This window comes from Amnibacterium setariae (genome assembly GCF_003581425.1).
Classification (GTDB): domain Bacteria; phylum Actinomycetota; class Actinomycetes; order Actinomycetales; family Microbacteriaceae; genus Amnibacterium; species Amnibacterium setariae.
This window is the reverse complement of the sequence record NZ_QXTG01000002.1, coordinates 1,468,335-1,494,683: the sequence shown is the minus strand read 5'-3', so window position 1 is coordinate 1,494,683 and position 26,349 is coordinate 1,468,335. Positions and strand designations below refer to the sequence as shown.

Below are 26,349 nucleotides of genomic sequence, written 5' to 3'. Positions count from 1 at the left end.
TCGTGCTCCTGCCTCGGCGACCGGAGGCGGGGGACTGCGGACGTCGTCGGCGGATCGATAGCGTTGAGCCGTGGAGCAGAACGCGTCCGCGGCGCTGATCGTGTCGATCATCGCCGTCGTCCTGGGCGCGCTCGGCCTCGTCGGCGGCGTCATCGGGTACGTGCAGGGGACAGCAGCTCTGCGGCGCGCGACGCTCATCCGCCAGCGCGCCTCCGCAGCCGAGGAGGCGGCGCTCCAGGCGCGCACGCAGGCGGAGCAGGCCGCCCGGTCCGCGCAGAACGTGGTCGACCGGCTGAACGCGCTGCAGGTCCGGTCGCTCGGCGACGTCGCCGATCTGCCGACCGGGCCGCTCATGCTGCCGCCGCGGGTCGCGCAGACGCCGGTCGACGAGTCGCCGACCGAGCAGCGCGTGGTCGAGCCGAGACCGCCGATCACCGAGTCTCCCGTCGCGCCGGCGCCCGCTGCCTCCGGGTCTGCTGCCCAGGCCGCACCGGAGCCGGCCGCTGCTCCCGCACCGGCGCCGGCGTCTCCTGCTCCGGTGATCGCGGCACCCGGCCCGGCCGCTTCCGCTCCGCAGCCCGAGCCCCGGCCGGCGCCGGCGCCCGCGGTGGTCTCAGACCTCGAGGAGCAGCGCGAACCGGAGCCGGAGCTCCGGTCGGAGTCGGGGCCCGAGCCGGCCCCCGAGCTCGAGTCCGAGCCCGAGCCCGAGCCCGCGCCCGAGTCCGAGTTTGAGCCCGCGGCGGCCCCGCAGCCCCGCCCAGAGCCGGAGCCCGAGCCGGAGCCGGAGCCGGAGCCGACGGTCCGCTCCGCGACCGGCCAGGTCACAGCGGGCGCGCGGGACGCACCGCCCCTGGACTGGGCCGAGGCCCTCCGAACGGGCGCGATCCCGCTGCCCTCCCGCTCCCGCGGCACGTACTCCGCGCCCGACCGGGCGACGAAGCGGCCGTCGGGCCCCGCCCGCTTCGAGGTGCGGGCGGTCGGCCGGCAGCGCTACGAGGCGGTCAACGTCGGCGGCGCGACCGCGGAGCAGGCGGTCATCGAGGGCGCGGGGGAGGACCGCCACCTCGTCCGGCCCGTGGAGACGCGCGGGAAGCCGGTCGAGCCCGGCGGCTCGCTGCCGTTCTCCGTCCTCCGGGTCGAAGGGCGGAAGGTGTCAGTGCAGGTCACCTGGCTCGCGGACGGCACCGAGCGGCGGGTCGAGCTGCCGGTCGGCTGAACGGCTCAGCGGTCGGGGAAGCCGTGCGGCGTCGCGGAGAGCGTCGCCGCGAGGTCCTCGAAGCGCTGACGCTCGAGCATCAGCGCCGTGAACTCCCGGTCGCGCCGGATCGCGGCGATCGCGGCGAGCAGCAGCTCCGGCGACGTCTCGACAGCCGGTGCCACGTACGGCGCCGCCTCCGCAGCCAGCTCCGAGGCGAGGCGGGAACGGCTCGCGGGTACCATCCGGGGCGCCTGCGCCAGGAAGGCCGCGATGCGACGGGCGAGCGGGTCGGGCAGGCGCGCGACGTCGGCGATCGCGGCCCACTCCGTGAGCGAGTCCGGCACCCCGACCGCGTTCTCGACGGGCCTCGGGACGCGCTCGTGCTGGCTCACCGTGCCGGCCAGGAGGTCGCCGACCCGTTTCGCGCGCCGGTTCAGCAGACCGACCACGGCGGCCAGGCCGCCGAGCGTGAACACGATCTCGACGACGCCGCTCAGCGCGCGGATGAAGGCGTGCCGCATCGCGATGCCGCCGCCGTCGTCCCGGACGATGCGCGAGCCGATCGCGAGCTTGCCGACCGAGCGGCCGCGCGTGGCGGTCTCGAGGATCGTCGGCGCGATCACGAACGAGAGCACGAGGTCGATGATCAGCAGCGCCCGGGAGAGCGCCTGGTCGAAGTCCAGCAGGGCGAGGACGCCGAACATCAGCGCGAGGAAGAGGCCGAGCTCGCAGAGGAAGTCGATGAGCGCGCCGAGCGCCCGCAGCGGCCAGCTGGTCGAGCGGACCTCGAGGGCGACGGCCTCGCCCGTGACGATGCCGAGATCGTCCGGAGCGGTGTCGGCCACGCCCCGAACCTACCGGCGCCCTGCGACCGCGGGGCGCTCGCCTCCTCCCGTCTTCTGGGGCCCGAGGCGCCGCGCGGGCTGCAGGAGGTGCCCGTAGGCTCCATCTGTGGATCTGGACGCGCTCCGCTCCGCCCGGCAGGCCGAGTGGGAGCGCCTGGACGCGCTCGCCGGCAAGGGGCGGCTCGACGGCCGCGACAGCGACGAGCTGATCGTCCGCTACCAGGACGGCGCCGCGGACCTCTCCGAGATCACGACGACCGCCGGCTCCGTGCCGCTCGGCGACCGGCTGTCGGTCTCGCTGTCACGTGCCCGGATGCGGTTCACGGGCACCGGCCGCAACGTGGTGAGCCAGCTGCCCGCGTTCTTCCTCCTGCAGCTGCCCGCCGCGCTGTACCGCGTGCGGTGGTGGACGTTCTGGGCCGCGGCCGCCAGCGCGGTCGTCGCGGTCGCCTACGGCGTCTGGTCGGCCAACGACCCGTCGGTCCGCGCCGCGCTCGGCACGGACGCCGACCTGCGGAAGCTCGTGAACACCGGCTTCACCGCGTACTACAGCGAGAACCCGGCGGCCTCGTTCACCGGGCAGGTCTGGACGAACAACGCGTTCATCGCCGCGCAGTGCATCGCCTTCGGCATCCTCGGCTTCTACGTGCCCTACGTGCTGCTGCAGAACGCGATGAACGTCGGCCTCACCGGCGGCATCCTCATCGGCTACGGCCACGCCGACACGTTCTTCCTCTACATCGCGCCGCACGGGCTGCTCGAACTGACCAGCGTCTTCGTCGCCGCGGCCGCCGGGATGCGGGTGTTCTGGGCGTGGATCGCGCCGGGAGCGCGGACCCGCGGGCAGGCGCTCGCCGAGGACGGGCGGGCGATGTTCATCATCGCCGTCGGGCTGACGATCTCGCTCTTCGTATCCGGCATCCTCGAGGGCTTCGTGACGCCCTCGCCGCTGCCCTGGCCGGTCAAGATCGGCATCGGCGCGCTCGCCCTCGCCGCGTTCCTCTTCTACATGGTCTTCGTCGGGGGCCGGGCCGTGCGCGCGGGGGAGACGGGCGACCTCGACCCCTTCGCCGCGGGCGCGCGCCGCATCATCGCCGACTGACCGAGTTGCCACTTCTCGCGACCTGAAGGGGCCTTCGACCCGCAAGAACTGGTAACTCGAGCCGGTGGCCTGTGGAGAACCCTCGTCTGGGGCGGCGGGTGTGGCCTAACTTGACCGTGTGATCGGGAGGGTGCGCCTTGCAGCGGCGCTTGCTCTGACGGTGGGTGCGTGCGTACTCGCCGGATGCACCCCGGAGACCGTGCCGACGCAGTCGCCCCAGGAAACTTCGGTCACGCAGGAGACATTAAACGAGCAGGGTCTTGTGCGTAGCGCGGAAGCGACTTATCGCCGCTACCTGAATGACCTCGAGGTCGTTTCGGAGGCCGGTAACGAGGGCTACTCGCGCTTGCGGTCCTATCTCTCAACCGCAGCATACGAGGAGGAGTCGAAGTCCTTTGAGCAGCTGTCTGCTCGCGGACTTCACACCACCGGGGCAACCAAGCTGATCAAGTTCCAGCAGCAGTCGGCCAACCTTCGCGACGGCAAGCTGACGGCATACGCATGTATCGACCTCTCGGACGTGCGGCTTGTGAATGAGGCGGGCAAGGACGTGACGCCAAAAAGTAGGCCAGGGCGGCAGACGTTTTTGCCCTCGTTCGCCGTGCGGAATCGCAGGGTGATCCTGATGGAGAACGGAACTTGGGCAGGCGACTCAATCTGCTAGCGGTGGTGGCAGCTGTAATCACAGCTTCTGTCACTGGTAGCGCAGATGTCGCGGGGGCGGCTTCTCCACCATGTTCAGGCGCGCTGGCACGTGCTGGCCTCTGCACCTCCGGCACCTCCAACGGGACCGGGGTCGACGTCGTCGGCACCGTCCACTCCGGCACCGGCGGCTCGAAGGGCACCCCCGCGCGGCCGGGCGGACCGGGGCGGCCGTTGACCGATGACGAGCTCCAGGCGCTGCTCGATGCGGCCTGCTACGGCGCCGGGCAGTCGTGCGACCTGCGTGCCACGAACCTGCTCAACCCGCTCATCCCGATCGATCCCGCGCAGCCGGGAACGCCCGGGGCTCCCGCGGCGACCGTCACGATCGCCGACGTCGCCCGGTTCCTGCCCGCGACCGCGACCCTGCGCGCCGAGCCCGACGGATGGGCGGTGATCGGGGTCCCGGCGAACTTCTGGGTCGAGTCCACCCCGATCACGGTGTCCGGAGAGCTGCTCGGGAACACGGCGCAGGTGCGCTTCACGCCTCGGGCCTACCGCTTCGACTACGGCGACGGCTCGACCCGCGCCACCTCCACGGCCGGCGGCTCGTGGGCATCGTTGGGCCAGGAGGAGCTGACCGAGACGCGCACGAGTCACGTCTACCGATCCCGTGCCGACCGACGGGCAGCGGTGACGGTGGTCTACTCGGCCGAGTACCGGTTCGCCGACGGGCCCTGGATCACGGTCGCCGGCGCCGTCAGCGGTACGACGCCGCCGCAGCGCGTGCTGGTCGTCGTGGAGCGGACCGCCCTCACGACGCCCGCGTGAGGTCCCGTGCCTCCACGGCGGCGTCCTCGTGCACGGCGTAGCAGACGTCGTCCGGGTCGACCTCCATCAGGCCGAGCTCCGACCGCGGGTGCCGCACCGTGGGGATGCCGTAGTGCGTGTACAGCCGCTCCTGCTCCGCCTCGGTCAGCGGCTCGTCCATCTCCTTGCGCGGGGCCTCCCGCGCGGTCTGCCGCTCGACGGTGACGTGCAGCGCGTGGTCGTCCCACTCCGCGTCGTCCAGGGGCACGAGCACCTCGGCACCGCTCAGCAGCCCCAGCCGCACGCTCACCCACGTCGGGTTGTCGGTCGACTCGTCCACATAGACCTGGCTGACTTCACCGATACGGTCGTCCTGGCTGTCCAGGGCGTCCGCGCCGATGATGCGGTCGATGTCCTCGCTCGTGATCATGTCCCCTCCGGATCCGATCGCTCAACGGTCGCCGATCAGGCTGGGCAGGCGGCCAGCACGACCTGAGTCGCCGGTCAAAGGGTTCCGTGCAGGTCGTGCGAGCGCTAGAGGCGTCCAGCCGCCTTCAAGGCGAGGTACCGGTCGGCGAGCGCGGGCGGCAGGTCCGCGGGAGGCGCGGTGACGACCTGCGCGCCGAGCCGCTGCGCCGCCGCGGCGATCCGGTCCGTGTCGAGCAGGGTCCGCTCGGCCGCCGCGGCGAGGTACGTCTCGTCGAGGTTCCCGCGCTCCTCGGTCATCGCGACGACGGCCGGATCGGTGACGGAGGCGATCACGACGAGGTGCCGGCTGGTCAGCTGGGGGAGCATCGTGAGCAGCGCCCGGGCGGTGCCGGACCCCTCGAGCGAGGTGATCAGCACCACGAGGGCCCGCTGCGAGGTGAGGGCGCGGACCTGCGCGGGCACGCCCGACCAGTCGGTCTCGAGCAGCTCGGGCTCGACGGGCGCCATCGCGTCGACCATCCGGTGCAGCACGTCCGACGGCGCGGCGGCGTGCACGCGGGCTCGGACGCGGCGGTCCCAGACGAGCAGGTCCGTGCGGTCGCCGGCCCGGGCCGCGAGGGCCGTGAGCAGCAGGGTCGACTCGAACGCCGTGTCGAGTCGCGGCTCGTCGTCGATGCGTGCCGCGGAGGTGCGGCCGGAGTCGACCACCACGACGACCCGACGGTCGCGTTCCGGCCGCCACGTGCGCACCATGAGGCGCTGCCCGGCCCCCGGCAGCGCGGGGTTGCGGGCGGTCGCACGCCAGTCGATCGAGCGCACGTCGTCGCCGCGGACGTAGTCGCGGATCGAGTCGAACTCGGTGCCCTGCCCGCGGACCTGCAGCAGCGTGCGGCCGTCGAGCTCCCGGAGCCGCGCGAGCCGGCTCGGGAGGTGGCGGCGCGACCGGAAGGGCGGCAGCACCCGCACGGCTCCGGGCGCCTTCAGGGTCGCCTGACGCCCGGCGACGCGGAGCGGGCCGAGCGACCGGACGGTGACCTGCTCGGCGCGGCGCTCGCCACGGCGGACGGGCACGAGGGTCGCGCGGAAGGCGCGGCGCTCGCCGCCGGGCAGGTCGAGCGCCCAGCGGGTCGGGGTCGCGCCCGCGGAGGGCTGCCAGGCGTCGCGCAGCAGCCCGCGGATCGCCCGCGTGCCCGGGTTCGTGACGAGCAGGGTCGCCTCCGTCGGCTCGCCGAGCCGGACGGCGCCGGGCAGCTCGCGGTCCAGCCGCACCCGCCGCGGGCTCGTGGCCAGCGCGGTGTCGAGCACGACGAGGAGCACGACCAGGGCGAGCCAGCCGACGAGGGTGCCGACCGCCCAGCCGGCGCCGAAGGAGCCGAGCACGACGACGGGCACCGCGCCGATCAGCAGCAGCAGCGGCACCCGCCCGGTGATCACCACGGCCGCACCTCCGGGGAGCGCGGACTGGTCACCAGACGCCCTTCCCGGGCGTCGAGAAGGGCGTCTGGTGACAAGTCCGCGCTGAGGGCGGCGATCACAGGGGGACCTGGACCGTCGCGATGATGCTGCGCAGCACCGCGTCCACGGAGATGCCCTCGAGCTCCGCCTCGGGGCGGAGACGGATGCGGTGCCGCAGCACGGGCAGCGCCATGTCCTGCACGTGGTCCGGCGTGAGCGCGGGCGCGCCGCGCAGCCACGCCCAGGCCCGCGACGCGGCGAGCAGGGCGGCGGCACCGCGGGGCGAGACGCCGAGCTGCACGGACGGCGCGGAGCGGGTGCCGCGGACGAGGTCGACGACGTACCCGAGCACGTCGTCGGTCGCGCGGACGTCGCGCACCGCCGCGCGGGCCGCGCGCAGCTGCTCCGGCGTGAGGACGGGCTGCAGCTGCGACAGGTCGCGCGGGTCGAAGCCGCCCGCGTGCCGCACGAGCACCTCCACCTCCTGGTCGCGCGCCGGCAGGTCGAGCACGATCTTCATGAGGAAGCGGTCGAGCTGCGCCTCGGGCAGCGTGTAGGTGCCCTCGTACTCGACGGGGTTCTGGGTCGCCGCGACGAGGAAGGGGTCGGGCAGCGGCCGCGAGACGCCGTCGACGGTGACCTGCCGCTCCTCCATCGCCTCGAGCAGGGCGCTCTGCGTCTTCGGCGGCGTGCGGTTGATCTCGTCGGCGAGCAGCAGGTTCGTGAACACGGGCCCGGGCCGGAAGTCGAACTTCCCCGTGCCGGCGTCGAACACGGTCGAGCCGGTCACGTCGCCCGGCATCAGGTCCGGGGTGAACTGCACGCGCGTCGTGTCGAGCGCGAGGGAGGCGGAGAGGGAGCGCACCAGCAGCGTCTTCGCGACGCCGGGCACGCCCTCGAGCAGCACGTGGCCGCGCGCGAGCAGCGCGACGATCAGGCCGCTGACGGCGGCCTCCTGGCCGACCACGGCCTTGCCCACCTCCGTGCGGACGGCGGCGAGTCGCTCACGAAGGTCGTCGGTCATCGGTCTCCAGACGTCGGGGAGGTGGGGGAGGAGGAGGCGCCGGGCACGGCGGCCGCGCGGACGGCCGCCTCCAGCCGGGCGAGGTCGTCGGAGATGCGCACGAGGTCGCCGTCGCCGCCGGGCTCCTCGGCGAGCAGCACGGCCTCGACCTGCTGCCGCGGGCGGCCGGTGAGCCGCACGGTCGCGTCGATCACCTCGGTCACGGAGGCGGTGCGGGACAGGCCGAGGTTCGGCGCCATCCGCCGGATCGCGCCGATGCGCAGCGCGTCGGCGGCGTGGAGGCGGGCGGCGCCGCGGTTGTAGAGGCGGGCGCGCCCCTCGACGGTCTCGCGGGAGCGGACCGCGACGGGCAGCGCCTCGACGACGATCGGGCCGAGCCGGCGGCCCTGCCAGAGCGCGGCGGCGAGGCCGCCGAGCAGCAGCAGCGCGACGAGCGGGGTCACCCACGGCGGGGTGAGGTCCTGCAGGCTCGGCGCCCCGGCGATGGCGGGGTCGGTCGGCGACTGCCGGAACCAGACGAGGTCGCGGCCGCTGCCGAGCGCCCCGAGCGCGACGGCGGCGTTGCCGGAGGCGGCGACGTGCTCGTTCGTGAAGGCGGCCCGGTCGGCGAGGAGCAGCACCTGCACGCCGTCGTGCGCGCCCGCGACGAGCTGGGCGCGTCCGCCGCCGTCGGAGAAGCAGACGGTCGAGGCGGAGGAGCGGAGGCTCAGGCGCACGCCGGTCAGCGACATCGCCCCCGCCCGCTGCGCGAGCGGCAGGTCGCAGCCGGCGCTCGCCGTGCGGCCGGACGGCCTGCCCGACGCCTGCGTGCCCGGGAGCACCGCGTCGAGCGCCGCGCGGCCGGGGGAGACGACGACCACGCGCTCGCGCCCGTCGAGCAGCCGGCGCCAGGCGGCGGGCGTCAGGTCCGCCTCCGCGTCGTCGATGAGGAGCGTGCCGGGCATGGCTCCGCTCTCCGCGACCGTGCTCGTCACGCGGACGCGGACGCCCTGCTGCTCGAGGACGCTGCGGAGCGCGCGGGCGCCCTCCGGACCCGGGTTCGCCGGGTCGAAGTCGCCGCCGAGGGACGCCGTGGAGTTCACAACGGCGGTGCCGATCCCGATCACCGCGACCACGAGCGCGGCGACGATCCAGAACCGGGCGCGGCGGAGGGTGGCGCGGACGGTCGGGGTGACGGCCTCGGGTGCCGCGGTCGACGTCACGCGGGCTCCAGCGCCGCGGGTCGGGCTGCGGCGAGCCGGTCGTCGAGCGCCGCGACGGAGAGGGCGTCCTCCCGCGTCGCGGTCTCGTCGGCGTACCGGACGCCGTCGAACAGCTCCGCGGCGGCCTGCAGCTCGCCGTGCTCCGCGGGGAAGGCGCGGGCCGCGGTCGAGGCGAACGCGGAGGCGGTCGTGCCGGGGAAGACGGCGACGAGCGTCCGCTCGTCGAGGCCGCGAGCGACGGCGCGGAAGCGCTCGAGCACCGCGAGCGAGAAGTCGCCGCGGGCGACCGCCGCCTCCGCCGCGCGGCGCATCTCGTCGGCGGACCGCCGGTCGTCGTCGCCGAACAGCGAGCCGGTCCGGCTCCGCCGGTTGCGCCGCGGCAGGCCGAACAGCAGCAGGGCCACGACGAGCACGGCGACCACCACGGCGATCGCGACCGCGAGCAGGATCGGCGGGGTGCTGGAGCCGCGCACGTCGAACAGCCCGGTGAACCACTGCAGGAACGCCTGGACCGCGCGGTCCCACGGCGTCGGCTGCGCGGCCGCGTACGCCGGCTTCGCCAGCTCGTCGAGCAGCCACCGGCGCGCGGTGCCCGCGTCGGGCGCCACCGGCACGGCGGCCGGCAGCACGGTCATCCGATCCGCTCGTACGGGTCGTCGCCGCCCTGCTCGACGAACCGGCGCAGCTCGAGGTCGAGGCCCTCGGTGCGCATCCGGCGGTCGAGGTAGACGAGCACGATCGCGCCGACCTGCGCGATCTGGCCGATCCCCGTGACGACGACCGTGACGAGCACCCCGGGGATGCTCGAGACGAGCGCGGTGACGAGGGTGCTCTGCACGTCCCCGCCGCTGTTCGGGTAGAGCAGGCCGGCGATCGCGCTGCCGAGGATGGAGAACGGCAGCGAGACGATCTGCGCCGCGGCCGAGACCATGATCGTGACGAGCGCGAGCAGGCCGAAGGTGCGCCAGAACGCGCGGCGCGTCAGGGTCCACGAGCGGCGGATCGAGGCGAGGACCGGCTTGCGCTCCAGCACGATGGCGGAGGGCGCGAGCGCGAACTTGACCGCGAAGAAGCCGTAGACGACGAGGAGCGCGAGCCCGATCGGGATGGCGATGAGGACCGCGTAGAGGATGCCGATGTCGTTCGCGACGCCCGAGAACGCGACGACCAGACCGACCACGCTCGCGGCGAGCACGAGGACCAGCACCAGCTGGATCACGCCGAGCAGCAGGGAGTAGCCGACGAGCGGCCAGAACCGGCGGCCCGCGGCGCGCAGCGCCTCGCCGGCCGTCGGACGCCGGCCGAGCACGCCGTCCGCGACGACGCGCGTGAGGATGCCCTGGAGCAGCGCCGTGGCGATGACGCTGGCGACGATCACCGCGAGCGCGGCCGCGCCGCCGGTCGCGGCGCCGCCGAGCGCGATGGCCGCGCGGTCGGCGTCGTTGGTCGCGCGCTCGACGCGGTCGAACGTCGCGATGCCGATCCCGTAGGTCAGGCCGAGGACCAGGAGGTTCTGGAGGAAGCTGATGATGAGCGCGGGAGCGACCGTGGCGCGGGGGTTGTAGCGGATGACCTGGAAGGCGCCGCCGAGCAGCTGCCCGAACGACAGCGGGTGCAGCGGCACGAGTCCGGGCTTCGGCGGCGGCGTGTAGGCCTGCGGGACGACCGGGGCGGGCTGCTGCTCCGCGGGCGAGGTCCAGCCCGGGATCCGCTCGCCGTACCGGGGCGGGTCCGCGTCGCGCCGCGGTCCGCCGCCGGGCGAGGTCCAGTCGGCGCCCTGATCAGCCATGCGTGCATGCTTTCACGCCGCGCCCCCGCCGGTCTGCGCCTCGCGGCGGGGGACATCGGCCGGATCCGCATCCGCACGCCGAACAGGGGGCACGGCGTGTGTCACGGTTCGATTACGCTGACCCCACCCCGATTTCGCCCGTCGATGGAGACGCGGCGACCTGAGCGTTCCCGGAAGGCGGCATGAGCGGTCGGATCCTGGTCGTCGACGACGACACCGCCCTGGCGGAGATGATCGGCATCGTGGTCTCGAGCGAGGGCTGGGAGCCGGTGTTCTGCTCGGACGGTGCCGAGGCGCTCGCGCGCTTCCGCGCCACCGATCCGGACCTCGTGCTGCTCGACCTGATGCTGCCCGGCGTCGACGGCATCGAGGTCTGCCGCACGATCCGGGCCGAGAGCGGCGCCCCGATCATCATGCTGACCGCGAAGTCGGACACCGCCGACGTCGTCGAGGGCCTCGAGTCGGGCGCGGACGACTACGTCGTCAAGCCGTTCGACCCGAAGGAGCTCGTCGCCCGCATCCGCACCCGCCTCCGCCCCGCGGCCGCCGTCCCCGGCAACCGCCTCCGCATCGGCGACCTGACCGTCGACGCCGCCGGCCACGAGGTGTCGCGCGGCGGCGCGGCCATCCCGCTCACGCCGCTCGAGTTCGACCTGCTGCACACCCTGGCGTCGAAGCCGCACCAGGTGTTCACCCGGGAGATGCTGCTCGAGCAGGTGTGGGGCTACCACTACAAGGCGGACACCCGCCTCGTGAACGTCCACGTGCAGCGGCTGCGCGCCAAGGTCGAGGTCGACCCCGAGAACCCGCGGATCGTCACCACGGTCCGCGGCGTCGGCTACCGCGCCGGCGCCGCCGTCTGATCCCATGACCGCGGAGCAGCACCGCACACCGGCGTCGCTCCGCGCGGCGGTCGCGGCGACGCGCGTCCGGAGCGGGTTCGCCTCCCCGGTGCGGCTCTGGCGGCGCTCCCTGCAGGTGCGCGCCGTGGCGGTCACGCTGCTGCTGTCGTCGCTGGCGCTCGCCGCCGTCGGCGCGGTCGTGACGTACACGATCGCGCAGGGCCTGTTCCAGGACCGGCTCGCGCAGGTCGAGTCGCAGTCGCAGCGCGCCACCGACTCCGCGCAGGAGATCATCCTCAACACCCCGTCGGCGGACTCGTCGGTGCTCGAGAGCGTCCAGGCGCAGGCGATCAGCAGCGTCATCCAGGTCGCCAGGCCGACGGAGCTCGTCTGGGTGAACACGCCGACGCCGGGCTCGATCCCGCTCGCCCGCGTCGCGACCTCCGAGGGCGAGGGGATCGAGCAGCTGATCAGCCCGGCGCTCCGGGAGACGCTGCTGAAGGGCGGCGGCCAGCACTGGCAGTCCATCGCGGTCCCCGTGAAGAGCGGCGAGGTGCACCCCGCCGTGATCGTCGGCGACGTGCTGACCTTCGCGGGCGGCCGGAGCGAGCTCTACCTCATCTACGACTTCAACGACGTGCAGGAGACGCTGACCGTCGTCCAGCGCGCCCTGTTCATCGGCGGCCTCGCGCTGCTCGTGCTCATCGGCGGCGTCGCGGCCTTCGTGTCGAACCTCGTCGTCGCGCCGCTGCGCACGGCCGCGGCCACCAGCGAGCAGCTCGCGGACGGCCACCTGGAGCGGCGCATCCCGGTGCGCGGCGGCGATCTCGTCGCAACGCTCGCGACCTCCTTCAACCGGATGGCCGAGAGCCTGCAGCGGCAGATCACCCAGCTGGCGAACCTGTCGCGGGTCCAGCAGCGCTTCGTGTCCGACGTATCGCACGAGCTGCGGACGCCGCTGACCACGATCCGGCTCGCCTCCGACGTGCTCTACGACGCGCGGCAGCGGTACGACGCCCCGACCGCCCGCTCGGCCGAGCTGCTCAAGGCCCAGGTCGAACGCTTCGAGGCCCTCCTCGCCGACCTGCTCGAGATCAGCCGGATGGACGCGCACGCCGCCGACCTGCGCGGCGAGCCGACGAACCTCGTCGATCTCGTCCGCGAGGGCGTCGACGCCCTCGGCGCGCTGGTCGACGAGACCGGGAGCGCGATGCGGGTGCACACGCCCGGCGGCCACGCTCCGGTGGACGTGGACTCCCGACGGATCGCGCGCATCGTGCGCAACCTGCTCGCCAACGCGCTCGAGCACGGCGAGGGCCGGCCCATCGACATCACGGTCGACAGCTCCGGCACCGCCGTGGCCGTGGGGGTGCGGGACCACGGGATCGGCATGGCGCCGCAGGACGCCGAGCGGGTCTTCGACCGGTTCTGGCGGGCCGACCCGTCCCGGCAGCGGCGGATCGGCGGCACCGGCCTAGGGCTCGCCATCAGCCTCGAGGACGCCGTCCTGCACGGCGGCACGCTCGAGGTCTGGAGCCGGCGCGGGGACGGGACCAACTTCGTCCTCACGCTGCCCCGCGACTCCGGCGCGCTCGACGACTCGCGCCCGGTCCCGCTCGTCCCGGCGGACGCCGCTCCGGAGCCGAAGCAGCAGAAGCGCTCGCTGCTCCGCCGACCCGCTCGGGTCGGGTCATGAGGCGCGCGGCGATCGGCGCGCTCGCCGTCCTCGCCCTGGTCCTCACCGGCTGCGCGGAGATCCCGACGAGCGGCACGGTCCAGGCGGGCTCGACCGAGGGGCCGAACGACACCAGCATCATCTACCTGCCGAACCCGCCCGCCGCGGGCGCGAACCCCCGCGAGATCGTGACCGGTTTCCTCAGCGCTGCGAGCGCAGGAGGCGATCTGAAGGTCGCGAAGCAGTACCTCAGCACCGAGTTCGCCAAGCGGTGGAAGCCACGGGATCGGGTGCTCGTGCAGGAGGCGCAGCCGACCGTCGTCACCGTCAGCGACACGGCGTTGCGGTTCGAGGTCCCGACGAGCGCGAGCGTGAACGAGCACGGCGTGTACGTCGCGGAGACGAAGACGGTCCCGCTCGACTTCGACCTCGTCCAGCAGCGCGGGCAGTGGCGCATCGCCTCGGCTCCGGACGGCATCGTGCTCGGCCCGTCGGTGTTCCAGCGGCAGTACCGCCCGCAGGCCCTCGAGTTCTTCGATCCGACGTGGACCCGCCTGGTGCCGGACGTGCGCTGGTTCCCCGTGCAGTCGTCCGGTTCGTCCGGCGGCCCCCGGCTCGAGGACGTCGTCCGCACGCTCATCAACGGGCCGGCCGGGCCGCTCGCGAACGGCATCACCGCGAACGCGTTGAGCGGCGCCCAGCTGCAGGGGATCGTGGAGGGCCCGGCGGGCACGTACACGGTCGCCCTGCGCGTCGCCGGGGCCGAGCCGAACGCGGCGACGCTGACCCGCATGCAGCAGCAGCTGATCCAGTCCGCGCTGCTGCCCACGCCGACGGCCGTCCGCCTCGTCGTGAACGGCAGGATCGCGCCCCGCGCGGAGCAGCTCGTCAACCAGCCGGGCAGCCTGGACGCCTACGTGCTGCTGAGCGGCCGGTTCGGCACGCTCGGTGCGAACGGTGACTTCTCGGAGGAGCCGACGCTGGGCCGGCGGATCGCCGCGACCCGGCCGAGCGCGGTCACGATTTCGATGCGGCAGAAGTTCGCGGCCGTCCTCGACGGCTCGCAGCGGGTGGCGGTCGTCGGCGCGAGCGGCGCCCCGCGCATCGCGGACGAGCGCGCCGACCTCCTGCCGCCCACCGTCGATCAGCGCGGCTGGGTGTACTCGATCCCGAAGACCGATCCGGGCGGTCTGCAGGCCTGGAACGGGAAGAAGACCGTGAGCCTGATCGGGGGCATCCCCGGCGACTCGGTGACCGCCATCGAGGCCTCGCCGGACGGCACCCGGATGCTCGTGCTGGTGCAGAACGACTCGACCGGCCCGCAGGCGATCGTCGCGGGCATCGAGCGCACGGCGGACGGCACGCCGATCGGGCTGACGACCGCCCACTACGAGGTCGCGGTCGGCGGCGGCGGCAAGGGGATCGACGCCACCTGGCAGGACGACGGCGCCGTCGCCGTGCTGTCGAGCGCGCCCGACAACACGACCGACCGCGTCCGCGTGCAGCAGCTCGGCGGCGTCGACCTGGCGCTCGGGCAGCTGACGAACGCGCGGACGATCGTCGGCACCTCGGAGCAGGCCGACCTGCGGGTGCGGCTCGAGAGCGGCGCGCTCTGGGTCTGGAACAACAACCTCTGGCAGGCCGAGTCGAAGGTCCAGACCGACGTGTCGGTGCTCGCCGTCCAGCGCTGATCCGCTCCTCCCCAGGCTGCGGCCGTGCGCAGCGCGCCGCGTCTCGGCAGGCTGCGCGAGTGCCCACGTCCCTCCCTCGCGTCGCCGGGCTCCTGCAGGAGCTCGTGCTGCCCGTCGACTGCACGGGCTGCGGCCTGGCGGGGCCCGCGCTCTGCGCCGAGTGCCGCCTCCGGCTGCGGCCGCAGGTGTCGCGGCGGACGGTCGCGGGGCTGCGCGTCGCGAGTGCGCTCGACTACGCGGGAGTCGTGCAGCCGGTCGTCGTCGCGTTCAAGAACGAGGGGCGGACCGGGCTCGCCGGACCGCTCGCCGTCGCGTTGCGGGCAGCGGTCGCCGCGGCGCTCGACGAGGTGGACGGCGACGGGCTGCTGCTCGTGCCGATGGCGCGCACCCGCAGATCCGCGGTGGAGCGCGGCTACGACCCGGTCCGCCTGCTCCTGCGCCGCGCGCGTCTGCCGCACGCGGACCTGCTCCGGCTCGTGCGCCGACCCCGGGACCAGGTGCGGCTCGGGCGGGAGGAGCGCATCGCCAACCTGGAGCGCGTGATGGCGGCGCGGCCGGCGGCGGCGGGCGCCCGCGTGCTGCTCGTCGACGACGTCGTCACGACCGGGGCGACGCTGACCGAGGCGGCGCGGGCGGTCGCCGCGGCCGGCGGCAGGGTCGTCGGCGCGGCGACGCTCGCTTCCACGCCGCGCCGGTGAGTCCTCGGCGTGGCACCCAGGAGTCCGATGAGTGGGGAGTGACGCGGGCGGGGCAGGCGGTCTAGCGTTCCTCTACGGCGTCGAAGAAGACCGCCCGGCCCTCCGCGGGGGCCGCCGCCAGGCGACCAGGGAGGTCCGACCAGGGCGGCGCGCCGCGACAGAGGGAGGTCCCGATGGACGTCACGCTCATCGGTCGCAACGTGGAGATCACGGACCGCTTCCGCTCCTACGTGGAGGAGAAGGCGGAGCGGGTCGAGCATCTCGCGGACCGTGCGCTCGCCCTGGAGGTGCGGCTCTGCCGCCACCACGAGACGAACGGCACGGCCGGCGACGACCGGGTGGAGATGACCCTCATCGGACCGGGCCCGGTCGTGCGGGCCGAGGCGTCCGGCATCGACAAGTTCGCGGCCTTCGACGTCTCCCTGAACAAGCTGATGGAGCGGATCCGTCGCGCGAAGGACCGCAAGAAGGTGCACCGGGGCCACGGCAACCGGCTCGAGAGCCTGCACGACGCGAGCACCCAGGCGTTCGCCGCCCACGGGGTCGTCCCCGCCGACGCCGCCCTGCTGCGCCAGGCGGAGGCGACCGACGACGCGGTCGAGCAGCTCGCCGAGGAGCGCACGGACGAGGCGGCGAGCCCCGTCGTGATCCGCAGGAAGCAGTTTCCGGCCGAGGCGCTCACCGTCGAGGAGGCGGTCGACCGGATGGAGCTGGTCGGCCACGACTTCTTCCTGTTCATCGACGTCGCGACCGGGGAGCCGAGCGTCGTGTACCGCCGCGTCGGCTGGAACTACGGCGTGATCGCCCTGGACGGCCGCGAGGAGGTCGCCGAGCGCGTCCTCGCATCGTCGGGCGCCGCCTCCGCCTGACTGGGTCCGTTTTGAAGGAGTTCTCCGCGGATCGCGCGGAGAACTCCTTCGAAACGGATCAGCGGATGCCGCTGCGGGCGATGCCCTGCACGAAGTAGCGCTGGGTCGCGAGGAACAGCGCGATCATCGGCAGGATCGCGATCAGCGACAGCGCCATGATCTGCGTGAAGTCCGGCGTCGTCTGGCCCTGCAGGAACAGCAGCCCGATCGGCAGTGTGAACAGGAAGTCCTGCTTCAGCGCGATCAGCGGCCACGCGAAGTCGTTCCAGGTGGCCATCGCGATCAGCACGACGAGCACCGCGATGAGCGGCCGGCACAGCGGCAGCACGATGGAGCGGAACAGGCGGAACGAGCCGGCGCCGTCGAGCTTCGCCGCCTCGAGCAGCTCGTCCGGGATGCCGAGGATGAACTGCCGCGCGAGGAAGACCCCGGTCGCGGTCGCCGCGGACGGCAGGATCACCGCCCAGTAGGTGCCGTAGAAGCCGAGGTCGCTGACGAGCCGGAACTGGGCCACCATCGTCACCTGCACCGGCAGCACGAGCGTCGCGAGCGCGGCGAAGAAGATCGCGCCGCGGCCCAGGAAGCGCAGTTTCGCGAAGGCGTACCCGGCGAGCAGGTTCACGACGACGCCTAGCACCGTCACGAACGCCGTGATCACGAGCGAGTTCCCGAACCACGTCGAGATGTCGTAGGTCGCGAACAGAGCCGTGAAGTTGTCGAAGGTGAGCCGGGACGGCCACAGCTTGAACACGGTCGAGAACAGGTCGTCCTTCGGGGAGAGCGACACGACGACCATCCAGTAGAACGGGAAGGCCATCACGACGCAGACCACGAGGGCGATCACGAAGCGCACGATCGTGGTGACGCGGTTCCGGCGCCGCCGCGACCTGAGGTGGCCACTACGGGTGGTCGCGACGCCCGCGGACGGGGTGCGGGTGCGGGTCCCGGCCGTCGCGGTCATCCGGTCACGTCCCGTCCGCGGTTGAGCCGCCACTGCACCGCGGCGAACCCGAGCATCAGCACGAGCAGCACCATCCCGATCGCCGCCGCATAGCCCTGCGCGCGCGTGGTGAAGGCGTTCGCGTAGGCGTAGGTGGTGAGCATCGTCGTCGCGTTGCCGGGCCCGCCGCCGGTGAGCACGAAGACGAGGTCGAAGACCTGGAACGAGTAGATGACGTTCATGATCAGGAGGAAGAAGGTCGACGGCCCGAGCAGCGGGACGGTGATCGAGCGGAAGCGCTGCCAGGCGCTCGCGCCCTCCAGCTCCGCCGCCTCGTACAGCTCCTCCGAGATGCCCTGCAGCCCCGCCAGGTAGATGACCATGTTGAAGCCGGTCCGGCCCCACACGGTCATCAGGATCACGGCGACCATCGCCGCGCCGCCGTTCGACTGCCACGGGATCGGCGGCAGGCCCGCCGCGATCAGCGCCTTGTCGACGACGCCGGTGTTCTCGTCGAACATCAGGACCCCGATGAGGCCCGATGCGACGCCCGAGACGACCATCGGCGCGTAGACGATCGTGCGGAAGACCGCGCGGCCGGGCAGCGCCTTGTTCAGCAGCACCGCGAGGCCGAGGCCGAGGCCGAGCGACAGCGTGAGCGTGGCCACCGTGAACACCGTCGTGTTGATCAGCGCGCGCCAGAAGACGGCGTCCGAGAGCAGGTCGGCGTAGTTGCCGATGCCGATCCACTCCGGCGACCCGAACCCGGTGTACCGCGAGAAGGACAGGACCGCGGCGAGCACGAGCGGGTAGAGGAGGAAGAGCCCGAGCAGCACGAGGTTCGGGCCGACGAAGGCGTAGCCCGTCAGCGTCTCGCGCAGGCGCGCCCGGCGCCGGCTGGAGCCGCGCGGCGCGGGCGGCCGCCGGGTCGCCGCCGCGACCGCGCCGGCCGAGCCCGCGGTGACGCCGGTCATCGCGCCGGCCTTTGGTGCGTCACGCGACCGCCTTGTTCACGCCCGTCGCGATGTTCGCGAGGGTCGTGGAGGTGGACTGCCCCTGCCGGAACGCGGCCTCGAGCTGGTCGGTGAGCACGGTGGTGATCGCGGCGGAGGCCGGCACGGTCAGCTGCGCGACGTCGTCGGCGGTGATCGTCGTCGCCTGGTCGACGAACACGGGCATGACGCCCTTCGGCGCGTCCCAGTCGAGGTCCTTGCCGACGAGGCTCTGCAGCGTCGGCAGCTCGAGCGCCTTGCCGCAGAACACGCTCATGGCGTCGTCGCTGACCATGTACTTCAGGAACTCGGTCGCGAGCTCCGTGTTGCCGTCCTTCGTCGCGACGAGCGCGTTGCCGCCGAGGTCGTCCGCGCCGCGCTGGTCCTTCGGCAGGTAGGTCACGCCCCAGTCGAACTTGGCGCTCGTGAACTCCGGCAGCAGGAAGTTGCCCGCGGAGACCATCGCGGTCGTGCCGGCGAGCCAGGTCGTGTCGGCGTAGGTGTTCGACTTCGTGCTCGAGTTCTGCGGCACCCACTGCTTCTCGAAGAAGGCCTTGGTGTAGTCGAGCGCCTTGGTGCCGGCCGCCGAGGGCAGCGCGGCCTTCGTCAGGTCCTGGTCGAGCAGGCGACCGCCCGCGGCGAACAGCCACGACAGCCAGCGCGGCGAGCCGGCGAGCTGCCAGTTGTAGGCGAACGGGAACTTCGAGGCGGGCAGCTTCGCGCGCAGCTTCGACATCACGTCGGCGAACTCGTCGAACGACCACGCCTTGTCCAGCGAGTCGGGGAAGGCGGTGATGCCGGCGTCCGACATGAGCTGCTTGTTGTAGACGATCGCCGAGGTGTCGGTCTGCTGCGGGACGCCGTAGGGCTTCCCGTCGTAGTTGACCGCCTCCCAGAACGCCGGGATGAAGCGGCTCTTCTCGCTGCCGAGCGACGACGACAGGTCGAGCAGGGCGCCCTGCTTGGCGTAGCCGCCGATCTGCCCGTACCCGGCGCGGAACACGTCCGGCGCCTTCCCGGCGGAGAGCTGCGCGTCGATGTTCGTGAACATCTGCGCGTAGGGCACGAAGTTCGCGGTGACCTTGGCGCCCTTGTGCGCCTTCTCGAACGACGCGATGAGCTGCTGGTAGGCGGCCTTCTCGGTGTCGGAGGCCCAGGTGGTGAAGGTGATGGTGCCGGCGCCCTTCGACGAGCCGCCGCCACCGCCGTTCGAGGACTGGCCGGTGAAGCCGGCGCAGGAGGCGAGCAGGGTCGTGAGGGAGGCCGCGCCGGCGGAGGCGAGCAGGGTTCGTCGAGAGACGGGCATGGAGGATCCTCCGATCGGGAGCGCCCCATCCAAGCGGTGAGCGCGCTGGGCATCGCCTCCCGTTCAGCACCCTCCGATGCGGCGGGGGCGTGTTCCCAGGCGCCCGCGCAAGCGCTCGACGCACCGGCGAGCCGTCCCGCGCCCCCGGACGAGGGGCCTGCGGTAGATTCGATCGCTGACGTTCCGGCTGCTTCGGGCCGGGCCGGAGGGAGAGCCCACGTGGCGAACGTGCTCGAGAAGGCCCTGCGCATGGGCGAAGGGCGACTGCTCCGGAAGCTCCAGCGCATCGTCGACCAGGTGAACCACCTGGAGGAGGACTTCCGGCACCTCAGCGACGACGAGCTGCGGAGCGAGACCGCGGAGCTCCGCGAGCGCTACGCCGCGGGGGAGTCGCTCGACGACCTGCTGCCCGAGGCCTTCGCGGCGGTCCGCGAGGCGGCCTCCCGCACCATCGGCCTGCGCCCGTTCGACGTGCAGGTCATGGGCGGCGCGGCGCTGCACCTCGGCAACATCGCCGAGATGAAGACCGGCGAGGGCAAGACCCTCGTGGCGACGATGCCCGCGTACCTCAACGCGATCGCGTCGCGCGGCGTGCACGTCGTCACGGTCAACGACTTCCTCGCCTCGTACCAGTCGGAGCTCATGGGCCGCGTCTTCCGCGCGCTCGGCATGACGACCGGCGTGATCCTCTCCGGGCAGACCCCGGAGGAGCGCCGCGAGCAGTACCAGGCCGACATCACCTACGGCACGAACAACGAGTTCGGGTTCGACTACCTCCGCGACAACATGGCGTGGCAGCCGTCCGAGCTCGTGCAGCGCGGCCACTACTTCGCGATCGTCGACGAGGTCGACTCGATCCTCATCGACGAGGCCCGCACCCCGCTCATCATCTCCGGCGCCGCGAGCGGCGAGGCGAACCGGTGGTTCGCCGAGTTCGCGCAGCTCGCGAAGCAGCTGCGGCCCGGCACCGACTTCGAGGTCGACGAGAAGAAGCGCACCGTCGGCGTGCTCGAGCCCGGCATCGAGAAGGTCGAGGACTACCTCGGCATCGACAACCTCTACGAGTCCGCGAACACGCCCCTGATCTCGTTCCTCAACAACGCGATCAAGGCGAAGGCGCTGTTCAAGCGCGACAAGGACTACGTCGTGATGAACGGCGAGGTGCTCATCGTCGACGAGCACACGGGGCGCATCCTCGTGGGCCGGCGCTACAACGAGGGCATCCACCAGGCCATCGAGGCCAAGGAGAACGTCCAGGTCAAGGCGGAGAACCAGACCTACGCGACGGTCACGCTCCAGAACTACTTCCGGCTCTACAAGAAGCTGTCGGGCATGACCGGCACGGCCGAGACCGAGGCCGCCGAGTTCATGTCGACGTACAAGCTCGGCGTCGTCCCGATCCCGACGAACAAGCCGATGCGGCGCATCGACCAGCCGGACCTCATCTACAAGAACGAGGAGTCGAAGTTCAACCAGGTCGTGGAGGACATCGCGGAGCGCAGCCGCCGCGGTCAGCCCGTCCTGGTCGGCACGACCAGCGTCGAGAAGAGCGAGTACCTCTCGAAGCTGCTCGCCAAGAAGGGCGTGCGGCACGAGGTGCTGAACGCGAAGAACCACGCCCGCGAGGCGGCGATCGTCGCCCAGGCCGGCCGGTACGGCTCCGTCACCGTCGCCACGAACATGGCGGGCCGCGGGACCGACATCATGCTCGGCGGCAACGCGGAGTTCCTCGCGGTCGCCGCGATGACGGCCCGCGGGCTGTCCCCGTCCGAGACGCCCGACGAGTACGAGGCGCAGTGGGACGGCGTGTTCGGCGCCGTCAAGGCCGAGGTGGAGCAGGAGGCGGTGCGCGTCGTCGAGGCCGGCGGCCTCTACGTGCTCGGCACCGAGCGCCACGAGTCCCGCCGCATCGACAACCAGCTGCGCGGCCGCTCCGGGCGCCAGGGCGACCCTGGGGAGTCCCGCTTCTACCTGTCGCTGCAGGACGACCTGATGCGGCTGTTCAACGCGGGCGCCGCCGAGGCGCTCATGGGCCGCTCCGGGGTGCCGGACGACCTGGCCATCGAGTCGAAGGTCGTCTCCCGCGCGATCCGCTCCGCGCAGTCGCAGGTCGAGGCCCGCAACGCGGAGATCCGCAAGAACGTCCTCAAGTACGACGACGTCCTGAACCGGCAGCGCGAGGCGATCTACGGCGACCGCCACCACATCCTCGAGGGCGACGACATCCACGTCCGGGTGCAGACGTTCCTCGAGGCCGTGATCGGCGACGTCGTCGACTCGCACACCGGCGAGGGCTCGGGCGACGACTGGGACTTCGACGCCCTGTGGGCCGAGCTGAAGACGCTGTACCCGATCTCGATCTCGATCGAGGAGGTGCTCGCGGAGGCCGGCAGCAAGGGCCGCGTGAACCGCGACTTCATCAAGCGCGAGATCCTGTCGGACGCGAAGATCGCGTACCGGCGCCGCGAGGACGAGCTCGGCGAGGAGGCCATGCGCGAGCTCGAGCGCCGCGTCGTGCTCTCCGTGATCGACCGCCGCTGGCGCGACCACCTCTACGAGATGGACTACCTGAAGGACGGCATCGGCCTGCGGGCGATGGCGCAGCGCGACCCGCTGGTCGAGTACCAGCGCGAGGGCTACTCCATGTTCCAGACGATGATGGGCGCGATCCGCGAGGAGTCGATCGGCTTCCTCTACAACCTCGAGGTCGAGGTGCAGCCCGGCGGCGTCAACGCCCGCGGGCTCGAGGCGGGTCAGTCGAACGACACCCTCCGGTTCAGCGCCCCGTCCGACGACGGCAGCGTCGAGGTGCGCAACCAGCGCGGGCTGCTCGAGCGGGCGGCCACCGCGAAGGCGCAGCTCGAGGCGGCGCAGCAGGAGGCGGCGTTCGCGGGCGAGTTCCCGGAGGTCGACGACCAGCCGACGCGCGGCGGCCAGGGCCCGCAGCGAGGCGGTCCGCAGCGTCCCGCGCCGCAGCGTCCGGCCCCGTCCCGCGGCGCCTTCGGGCAGCAGCAGGGCGCCTTCGGTCAGCAGGGCGGCCAGCAGAACCGCCAGCAGCGCCGCGCCGCCGAGCGCGGGCAGCAGTAGGCGCAGCACCGCGTCGGGCGAGCCCCGGGACCGCCTCGCACGAGCGGCCCGGGGCTCGCTCGCATCCGGCGGCGTGGTGGTCTCGGGGCTCGCTGCCGCTCGCGCCTCGACCGACGGCGGGCCGGTCGAGGCGCGAGCGGCGCGAGCACGACATCAGCCCGCGTCCTGACGGGTCAGAGCACGGCGAGAGCCGTCGCGCGCCAGCGCGAGTCCATCCCCTCGAGGCGGATCGCCACCGCGCGCGTGCGGGCGGCGCCGTGGAGCAGCACCGTCGCCTCGACGACGTCGCCGGCGGGGTAGGTGATCCGCGTGGCCGCGACCTTGGCGACCGGTCGCGCGGCGGCCTGCCCGCGCACGGCGCGGCCGCGGGCCGCGATGATCGAGCGGCGCAGCAGGTGGCGGTAGACGCTCTCCGACAGCCATCGGCCGAGCTGCTCGAGGTCGCGCACCCCGCCCAGCACCTCGACGACGCCGGTGGCGAGGTTCTCGACGAGCACCGAGGGATCGGGCAGCTCGGAGCGCGGGGTGCGCTGGCGGTCGAAGAACTCGTCGGACCGCACCGCGGTCAGGTGACGGCGTGCAGGCGGCTGCGGCGGGACGGCGCTCATGGGGAACTCCGGGGCGAACGGGTGGCTTCGCGGACCGCCCGGGCGAGGCGGGTGGCCATACCCAAGCAAATGGTGCGCGGGGCCGTCCAGCGATCCCGCGGATCTGTGGATAAGTGACGAGCTGCCGCCCCTGCTTCCCGCGGTACCGGCGGGCGCGCACGCGCAGTTCGTTCTGAAGGAGTTCTCGCCCGCACGCGCCGAGAACTCCTTCAGAACGGAAGGGCTGTGGACAAGTGGCCCCGGTCGGCGGGCCGGTCGGTAGCGTGCGCCGGTGCGCTGGGACGAGCTGTTCGCCGACCTCGAGGGGCAGCTCGAGCACGGGCTGGGCGCCGAGGAGCGGGAGGCGGAGCTCGAGGAGGAGCGCCTCCGCGTCGGGAGGGCGGCGCTGCGCGACCGCGTCGCCGCCATCGGGGCGGAGGGCGGCCCGCTCGCGGTCCGGCTGGTCGACCGGTCGATCATCGACCTCATGCCGCGCACCGTCGGCCGCGACTGGGTCTCGGGCGACCTCGTCGGCACGGGCGCCCAGGCCGTGCTGCCGCTCGCGGCCGTCGCCGCGCTGCTCCCGACCCCCGCCCAGCTGCAGCGCAGCCTGGAGCCGGTCGCGGTCGGCGCCGTGACCGATCGCATCGGGCTCGCGTTCGTGCTCCGCGACCTCGCGCGCCGTCGACGGCCCGTGCAGCTGACGGTCGCGGGCGGCACCGTCACGGGGACGATCGACCGGGTGGGGCGCGACCACCTCGACCTCGCCGTGCACCCCGCGGACGGCTGGCGCCGCGCCTCCTCGGTCGCGCGGATCGAGGTGCTGGCCCTCGCCGGGCTCCTGCTCGTCCGCGTCGACTGAGCGGCCCGCCCCGGGTCAGAGCAGGGGACCCTGCCGCAGCTCGGGCAGGATCGCGAACTCGGTCTGGTTCCAGTGCGCGAGGCGGCGCTCCTCCTCGTACCGCGCCTGGATGAACGCCTCCAGCTCCGTCCGCTCGACGCGCCAGTGCCGGGCCGCGCCGATGCGGATGGCGGGCAGCTCGCCGGACCGGACCAGCGCGTACGCCTGGGTCGCCGACACCCGCAGCACCTCCGCCGTCTCGGCGACGGTGAGGAAGCGCCCGACGAGGTCGGCGGGGTCGGCTGCGGTCATGGTCGGCAAGCATGGCAGCGGCCCCGACCGCCGGACCGGGGCGTCCTCGAACTGTGGATAACTCCCGACGGCGCGGTCGCGGAGGCGTCAGCATGGCGCGTCCCCACCCGTCGAGGAGCCCGCATGGTCGCCCTTCCGCTCGCCGGCCGGCGCCGCCGGCTGCTGGACCCCCGCATCCTCATCGGCGTCGTCCTGATCGCGGCGTCCGCGCTCGGCACGACCGCCCTCGTCGCCGCCCTGACCCGGACGGTCGTCGTCTACCGGGCCGGCTCGGCGATCGTCGCCGGCGACCGCGTCACCGCCTCGCGACTCGCTCCCGCGACCGTGCGCCTCGGCGACGCCGCGGGCCTCTACCTGTCCGGCGCCCTGCCGGCGGACGGGCTCGTCGCGACCCGGCCGATCGCGGCGGGGGAGATCGTCCCCCGCTCGGCGGTCGGCACGACGACGGCCGTCTCGTCGGCCACCGTCGTGGTCGACCTGGCGTCGCCGCTCGCGGCCGGGGTCGCGGTCGGCTCGACGGTCGACCTCTGGTCCGCGGCGAGGACCGACCCGAACGAGAACCGGTACGCCGCACCGGTCGTCCTCGTCGGCGACGCCGTCGTCACGCGGGTGTCCGCCCCGCAGGGCCTGATCGCGGGCGCGTCGGACGACTCGGTCGAGCTGCAGGTCCCGCGGGACGAGGTCGCCGCGGTCCTCGCCGCGCAGGCGGGCGGCGCACGCCTGTCCGCCGTCGAGATCGGCGGAGGACGACCGTGACCGAGCCCGTGACCGTGGTCCTCTCCCTCGCGCCGCACGTCGAGGACCGGCTGCTGCCGGAGCTCGGCGTCGCGGGCCTGCTGGTCGTCGCCCGGCCGCCGGGCGCGGGCGAGGCCGCGGAGGCGCTTGACCGCCTCCGCCCCGGCGTCCTCCTGGCCAGCGCCGGGCCGCAGCACCTCGACTCGCCGCTGCTGCTCGCGGCGGCGCAGGCCGGCGCGGCCGTCGTGGTGCTCGCGGAGGGGGAGGAGGGGCGTCGTCACGCCGCCGCGCTCGGGGTGCGGCAGCCGATGGACGCCTCGGCCTCCGCCGAGGACGTCGCGCTGCGGATCGCCGCGGGCCCCGCGATGGAGCCGGTGACGACGCCGGCGCCGACGGCGCCCCGACCCGGGCGGGTCACCGCCGTCTGGGGACCGGCCGGTGCGCCGGGCCGCACGACGACGGCCATCGCCCTCGCGGGCGAGCTGGCCGCGGCGGGCCTCCGGGTCGCGCTCGTCGACGCCGACACGATCGGGGCTGCCGTCGCGCCGTCGCTCGGGCTGCTCGACGAGGCGCCCGGCCTCGCGGCCGCGTGCCGGCTCGCGGCCGCGGGCGCGCTGACCGGCGAGGAGCTCGACCGCGTCGCGCAGCGGTACCGGTGCGCACGCGGCGAGCTGCGGGTGCTCACCGGGATCGGGCGCCCGGCCCGCTGGCCGGAGCTGTCGGCGGATCGCATCACGAAGGTGCTCGACCAGTGCCGGACGTGGGCCGACCACACGATCGTCGACACGGGCTTCAACCTCGAGGCGGACGAGGAGATCGTGAGCGACCTCTTCGCCCCGCGCCGCAACGCCGCGACGATCGCCGCGCTCCGCGCCGCCGACACCGTCGTGGCGATCGGAGCGGGCGACCCGATCGGGCTCGCGCGCTACGTGCGGGCGTTCGGCGACCTCGTCGAGCTCGTCGACCCCCACCGCGTCCGCGCCGTGGTGACGAAGGTGCGGCAGAGCGCGGTCGGGCTCGGCGCGGGCGCGCAGATCCGGGCGAGCCTGCAGCGGTTCGGCGGGATCGAGGACGTCGTGCTCGTGCCCTCCGACCCCGTCGCCTGCGACGCCGCCCTGCTCACCGCCAGGACCCTCGGCGACGCCGCGCCCCGGTCCGCCGCGACCGCCGCCCTCCGCCGGTTCGCCGCCGACCACCTCCTCGACCGGCCGGCCCGGCCCCCGCGGCGGGCACCCGCGGTGCTGCGCAGGCTCCGCCCCGCGCCCTTCTGAGCAGAAT

The 26,349-nt window shown here is 73.5% G+C and carries 25 protein-coding genes; 13 read left to right on the top strand and 12 right to left on the bottom strand.

The window, feature by feature from the left end:
- The first annotated feature begins 70 nt into the window (after nt 1–70).
- Entirely contained in the window at nt 71–1,216 is a 1,146-nt protein-coding gene (locus D1781_RS15360) for a hypothetical protein (protein ID WP_119483076.1), read from the top strand.
- Nucleotides 1,217–1,221: 5 nt separating this feature from the next.
- Here D1781_RS15360 and D1781_RS15355 read toward each other — a convergent pair whose 3' ends face one another.
- Entirely contained in the window at nt 1,222–2,043 is an 822-nt protein-coding gene (locus tag D1781_RS15355; protein ID WP_119483075.1) for an RDD family protein, read from the bottom strand.
- Nucleotides 2,044–2,149: 106 nt separating this feature from the next.
- Between D1781_RS15355 and D1781_RS15350 the strand changes: the two genes are divergently transcribed.
- From D1781_RS15350 to D1781_RS15340, 3 genes are all read left to right on the top strand, one after another.
- Entirely contained in the window at nt 2,150–3,145 is a 996-nt protein-coding gene (locus D1781_RS15350) for a stage II sporulation protein M (protein WP_119483074.1), read from the top strand.
- A gap of 118 nt (nt 3,146–3,263) precedes the next feature.
- Nucleotides 3,264–3,809 (top strand): hypothetical protein, encoded by a 546-nt coding sequence (locus D1781_RS15345; RefSeq protein ID WP_147392116.1) that lies wholly within the window; start codon nt 3,264–3,266, stop codon nt 3,807–3,809.
- 212 nt (nt 3,810–4,021) lie between these two features.
- On the top strand, nt 4,022–4,618 hold the full coding sequence (locus D1781_RS15340) for a hypothetical protein (RefSeq protein WP_119483072.1): 597 nt from the start codon (nt 4,022–4,024) through the stop codon (nt 4,616–4,618).
- Here D1781_RS15340 and D1781_RS15335 read toward each other — a convergent pair.
- The 6 genes from D1781_RS15335 to D1781_RS15310 form a co-directional block, all read right to left on the bottom strand.
- The gene (locus D1781_RS15335; RefSeq protein ID WP_119483071.1) at nt 4,602–5,027 is read right to left on the bottom strand and encodes a PRC-barrel domain-containing protein; all 426 of its coding nucleotides are present in this window, start codon (nt 5,025–5,027) and stop codon (nt 4,602–4,604) included. The two genes, D1781_RS15340 and D1781_RS15335, sit on opposite strands and share 17 nt — an antisense overlap.
- A 104-nt stretch (nt 5,028–5,131) precedes the next feature.
- A complete protein-coding gene (locus D1781_RS15330; protein WP_119483070.1) occupies nt 5,132–6,463 on the bottom strand; it encodes a DUF58 domain-containing protein in 1,332 nt (443 codons plus the stop codon).
- A gap of 94 nt (nt 6,464–6,557) precedes the next feature.
- Complete coding sequence (locus D1781_RS15325) at nt 6,558–7,505, bottom strand: AAA family ATPase (RefSeq protein ID WP_119483069.1); 948 nt, start codon at nt 7,503–7,505, stop codon at nt 6,558–6,560.
- On the bottom strand, nt 7,502–8,707 hold the full coding sequence (locus tag D1781_RS15320; protein WP_119483068.1) for a DUF4350 domain-containing protein: 1,206 nt from the start codon (nt 8,705–8,707) through the stop codon (nt 7,502–7,504). Before D1781_RS15320 ends, D1781_RS15325 begins: the two co-directional genes overlap by 4 nt.
- Nucleotides 8,704–9,342: a DUF4129 domain-containing protein gene (locus tag D1781_RS15315; RefSeq protein ID WP_119483067.1), complete on the bottom strand. Its 639-nt coding sequence runs from the start codon at nt 9,340–9,342 to the stop codon at nt 8,704–8,706. The genes D1781_RS15320 and D1781_RS15315 overlap by 4 nt, the downstream gene beginning before the upstream one ends.
- Nucleotides 9,339–10,496 carry a DUF7847 domain-containing protein gene (locus tag D1781_RS15310; protein WP_119483066.1) on the bottom strand — a complete coding sequence of 386 codons (1,158 nt, stop codon included), beginning with the start codon at nt 10,494–10,496 and terminating at the stop codon, nt 9,339–9,341. Before D1781_RS15310 ends, D1781_RS15315 begins: the two co-directional genes overlap by 4 nt.
- Nucleotides 10,497–10,678: 182 nt before the next feature.
- Between D1781_RS15310 and mtrA the strand changes: the two genes are divergently transcribed.
- The 5 genes from mtrA (at nt 10,679) to hpf (ending at nt 16,271) form a co-directional block, all read left to right on the top strand.
- Entirely contained in the window at nt 10,679–11,359 is a 681-nt protein-coding gene (mtrA, locus tag D1781_RS15305) for an MtrAB system response regulator MtrA (RefSeq protein ID WP_119483065.1), read from the top strand.
- A gap of 4 nt (nt 11,360–11,363) precedes the next feature.
- Nucleotides 11,364–13,034: an MtrAB system histidine kinase MtrB gene (gene mtrB / locus D1781_RS15300; RefSeq protein ID WP_119483064.1), complete on the top strand. Its 1,671-nt coding sequence runs from the start codon at nt 11,364–11,366 to the stop codon at nt 13,032–13,034.
- Nucleotides 13,031–14,704 (top strand): LpqB family beta-propeller domain-containing protein, encoded by a 1,674-nt coding sequence (locus D1781_RS15295; RefSeq protein WP_119483063.1) that lies wholly within the window; start codon nt 13,031–13,033, stop codon nt 14,702–14,704. Before mtrB ends, D1781_RS15295 begins: the two co-directional genes overlap by 4 nt.
- 59 nt (nt 14,705–14,763) lie before the next feature.
- Entirely contained in the window at nt 14,764–15,402 is a 639-nt protein-coding gene (locus D1781_RS15290) for a ComF family protein (protein ID WP_119483062.1), read from the top strand.
- Between the two features lie 173 nt (nt 15,403–15,575).
- A complete protein-coding gene (hpf, locus tag D1781_RS15285) occupies nt 15,576–16,271 on the top strand; it encodes a ribosome hibernation-promoting factor, HPF/YfiA family (RefSeq protein WP_119483061.1) in 696 nt (231 codons plus the stop codon).
- Nucleotides 16,272–16,329: 58 nt separating this feature from the next.
- Here hpf and D1781_RS15280 read toward each other — a convergent pair whose 3' ends face one another.
- The 3 genes from D1781_RS15280 to D1781_RS15270 are packed head-to-tail and all read right to left on the bottom strand — an operon-like array spanning nt 16,330 to nt 19,509.
- On the bottom strand, nt 16,330–17,232 hold the full coding sequence (locus tag D1781_RS15280; RefSeq protein WP_119483060.1) for a carbohydrate ABC transporter permease: 903 nt from the start codon (nt 17,230–17,232) through the stop codon (nt 16,330–16,332).
- Nucleotides 17,229–18,185 (bottom strand): carbohydrate ABC transporter permease, encoded by a 957-nt coding sequence (locus D1781_RS15275; protein WP_119483059.1) that lies wholly within the window; start codon nt 18,183–18,185, stop codon nt 17,229–17,231. Before D1781_RS15275 ends, D1781_RS15280 begins: the two co-directional genes overlap by 4 nt.
- A gap of 19 nt (nt 18,186–18,204) precedes the next feature.
- Entirely contained in the window at nt 18,205–19,509 is a 1,305-nt protein-coding gene (locus tag D1781_RS15270) for an ABC transporter substrate-binding protein (RefSeq protein WP_119483058.1), read from the bottom strand.
- Between the two features lie 219 nt (nt 19,510–19,728).
- Here D1781_RS15270 and secA point away from each other — a divergent pair, with 219 nt between their 5' ends.
- Nucleotides 19,729–22,596: a preprotein translocase subunit SecA gene (gene secA, locus D1781_RS15265; protein WP_119483057.1), complete on the top strand. Its 2,868-nt coding sequence runs from the start codon at nt 19,729–19,731 to the stop codon at nt 22,594–22,596.
- Nucleotides 22,597–22,769: 173 nt separating this feature from the next.
- On the opposite strand, the gene D1781_RS15260 is transcribed toward secA, so the two are convergent.
- Nucleotides 22,770–23,204 carry an Rv3235 family protein gene (locus D1781_RS15260; RefSeq protein ID WP_119483056.1) on the bottom strand — a complete coding sequence of 145 codons (435 nt, stop codon included), beginning with the start codon at nt 23,202–23,204 and terminating at the stop codon, nt 22,770–22,772.
- 271 nt (nt 23,205–23,475) lie between these two features.
- Here D1781_RS15260 and D1781_RS15255 point away from each other — a divergent pair, with 271 nt between their 5' ends.
- A complete protein-coding gene (locus D1781_RS15255) occupies nt 23,476–24,045 on the top strand; it encodes a hypothetical protein (protein WP_119483055.1) in 570 nt (189 codons plus the stop codon).
- 15 nt (nt 24,046–24,060) lie between these two features.
- Here the strand turns inward: D1781_RS15255 and D1781_RS15250 are convergent, their stop codons facing one another.
- A complete protein-coding gene (locus D1781_RS15250; RefSeq protein WP_119483054.1) occupies nt 24,061–24,336 on the bottom strand; it encodes a helix-turn-helix domain-containing protein in 276 nt (91 codons plus the stop codon).
- 123 nt (nt 24,337–24,459) lie between these two features.
- Here D1781_RS15250 and D1781_RS15245 point away from each other — a divergent pair, with 123 nt between their 5' ends.
- Both D1781_RS15245 and D1781_RS15240 read left to right on the top strand, forming a co-directional pair.
- Entirely contained in the window at nt 24,460–25,092 is a 633-nt protein-coding gene (locus D1781_RS15245; RefSeq protein WP_119483053.1) for a hypothetical protein, read from the top strand.
- Nucleotides 25,089–26,342: a nucleotide-binding protein gene (locus D1781_RS15240; protein ID WP_119483052.1), complete on the top strand. Its 1,254-nt coding sequence runs from the start codon at nt 25,089–25,091 to the stop codon at nt 26,340–26,342. The genes D1781_RS15245 and D1781_RS15240 overlap by 4 nt, the downstream gene beginning before the upstream one ends.
- The last annotated feature ends 7 nt before the right edge of the window (nt 26,343–26,349 follow it).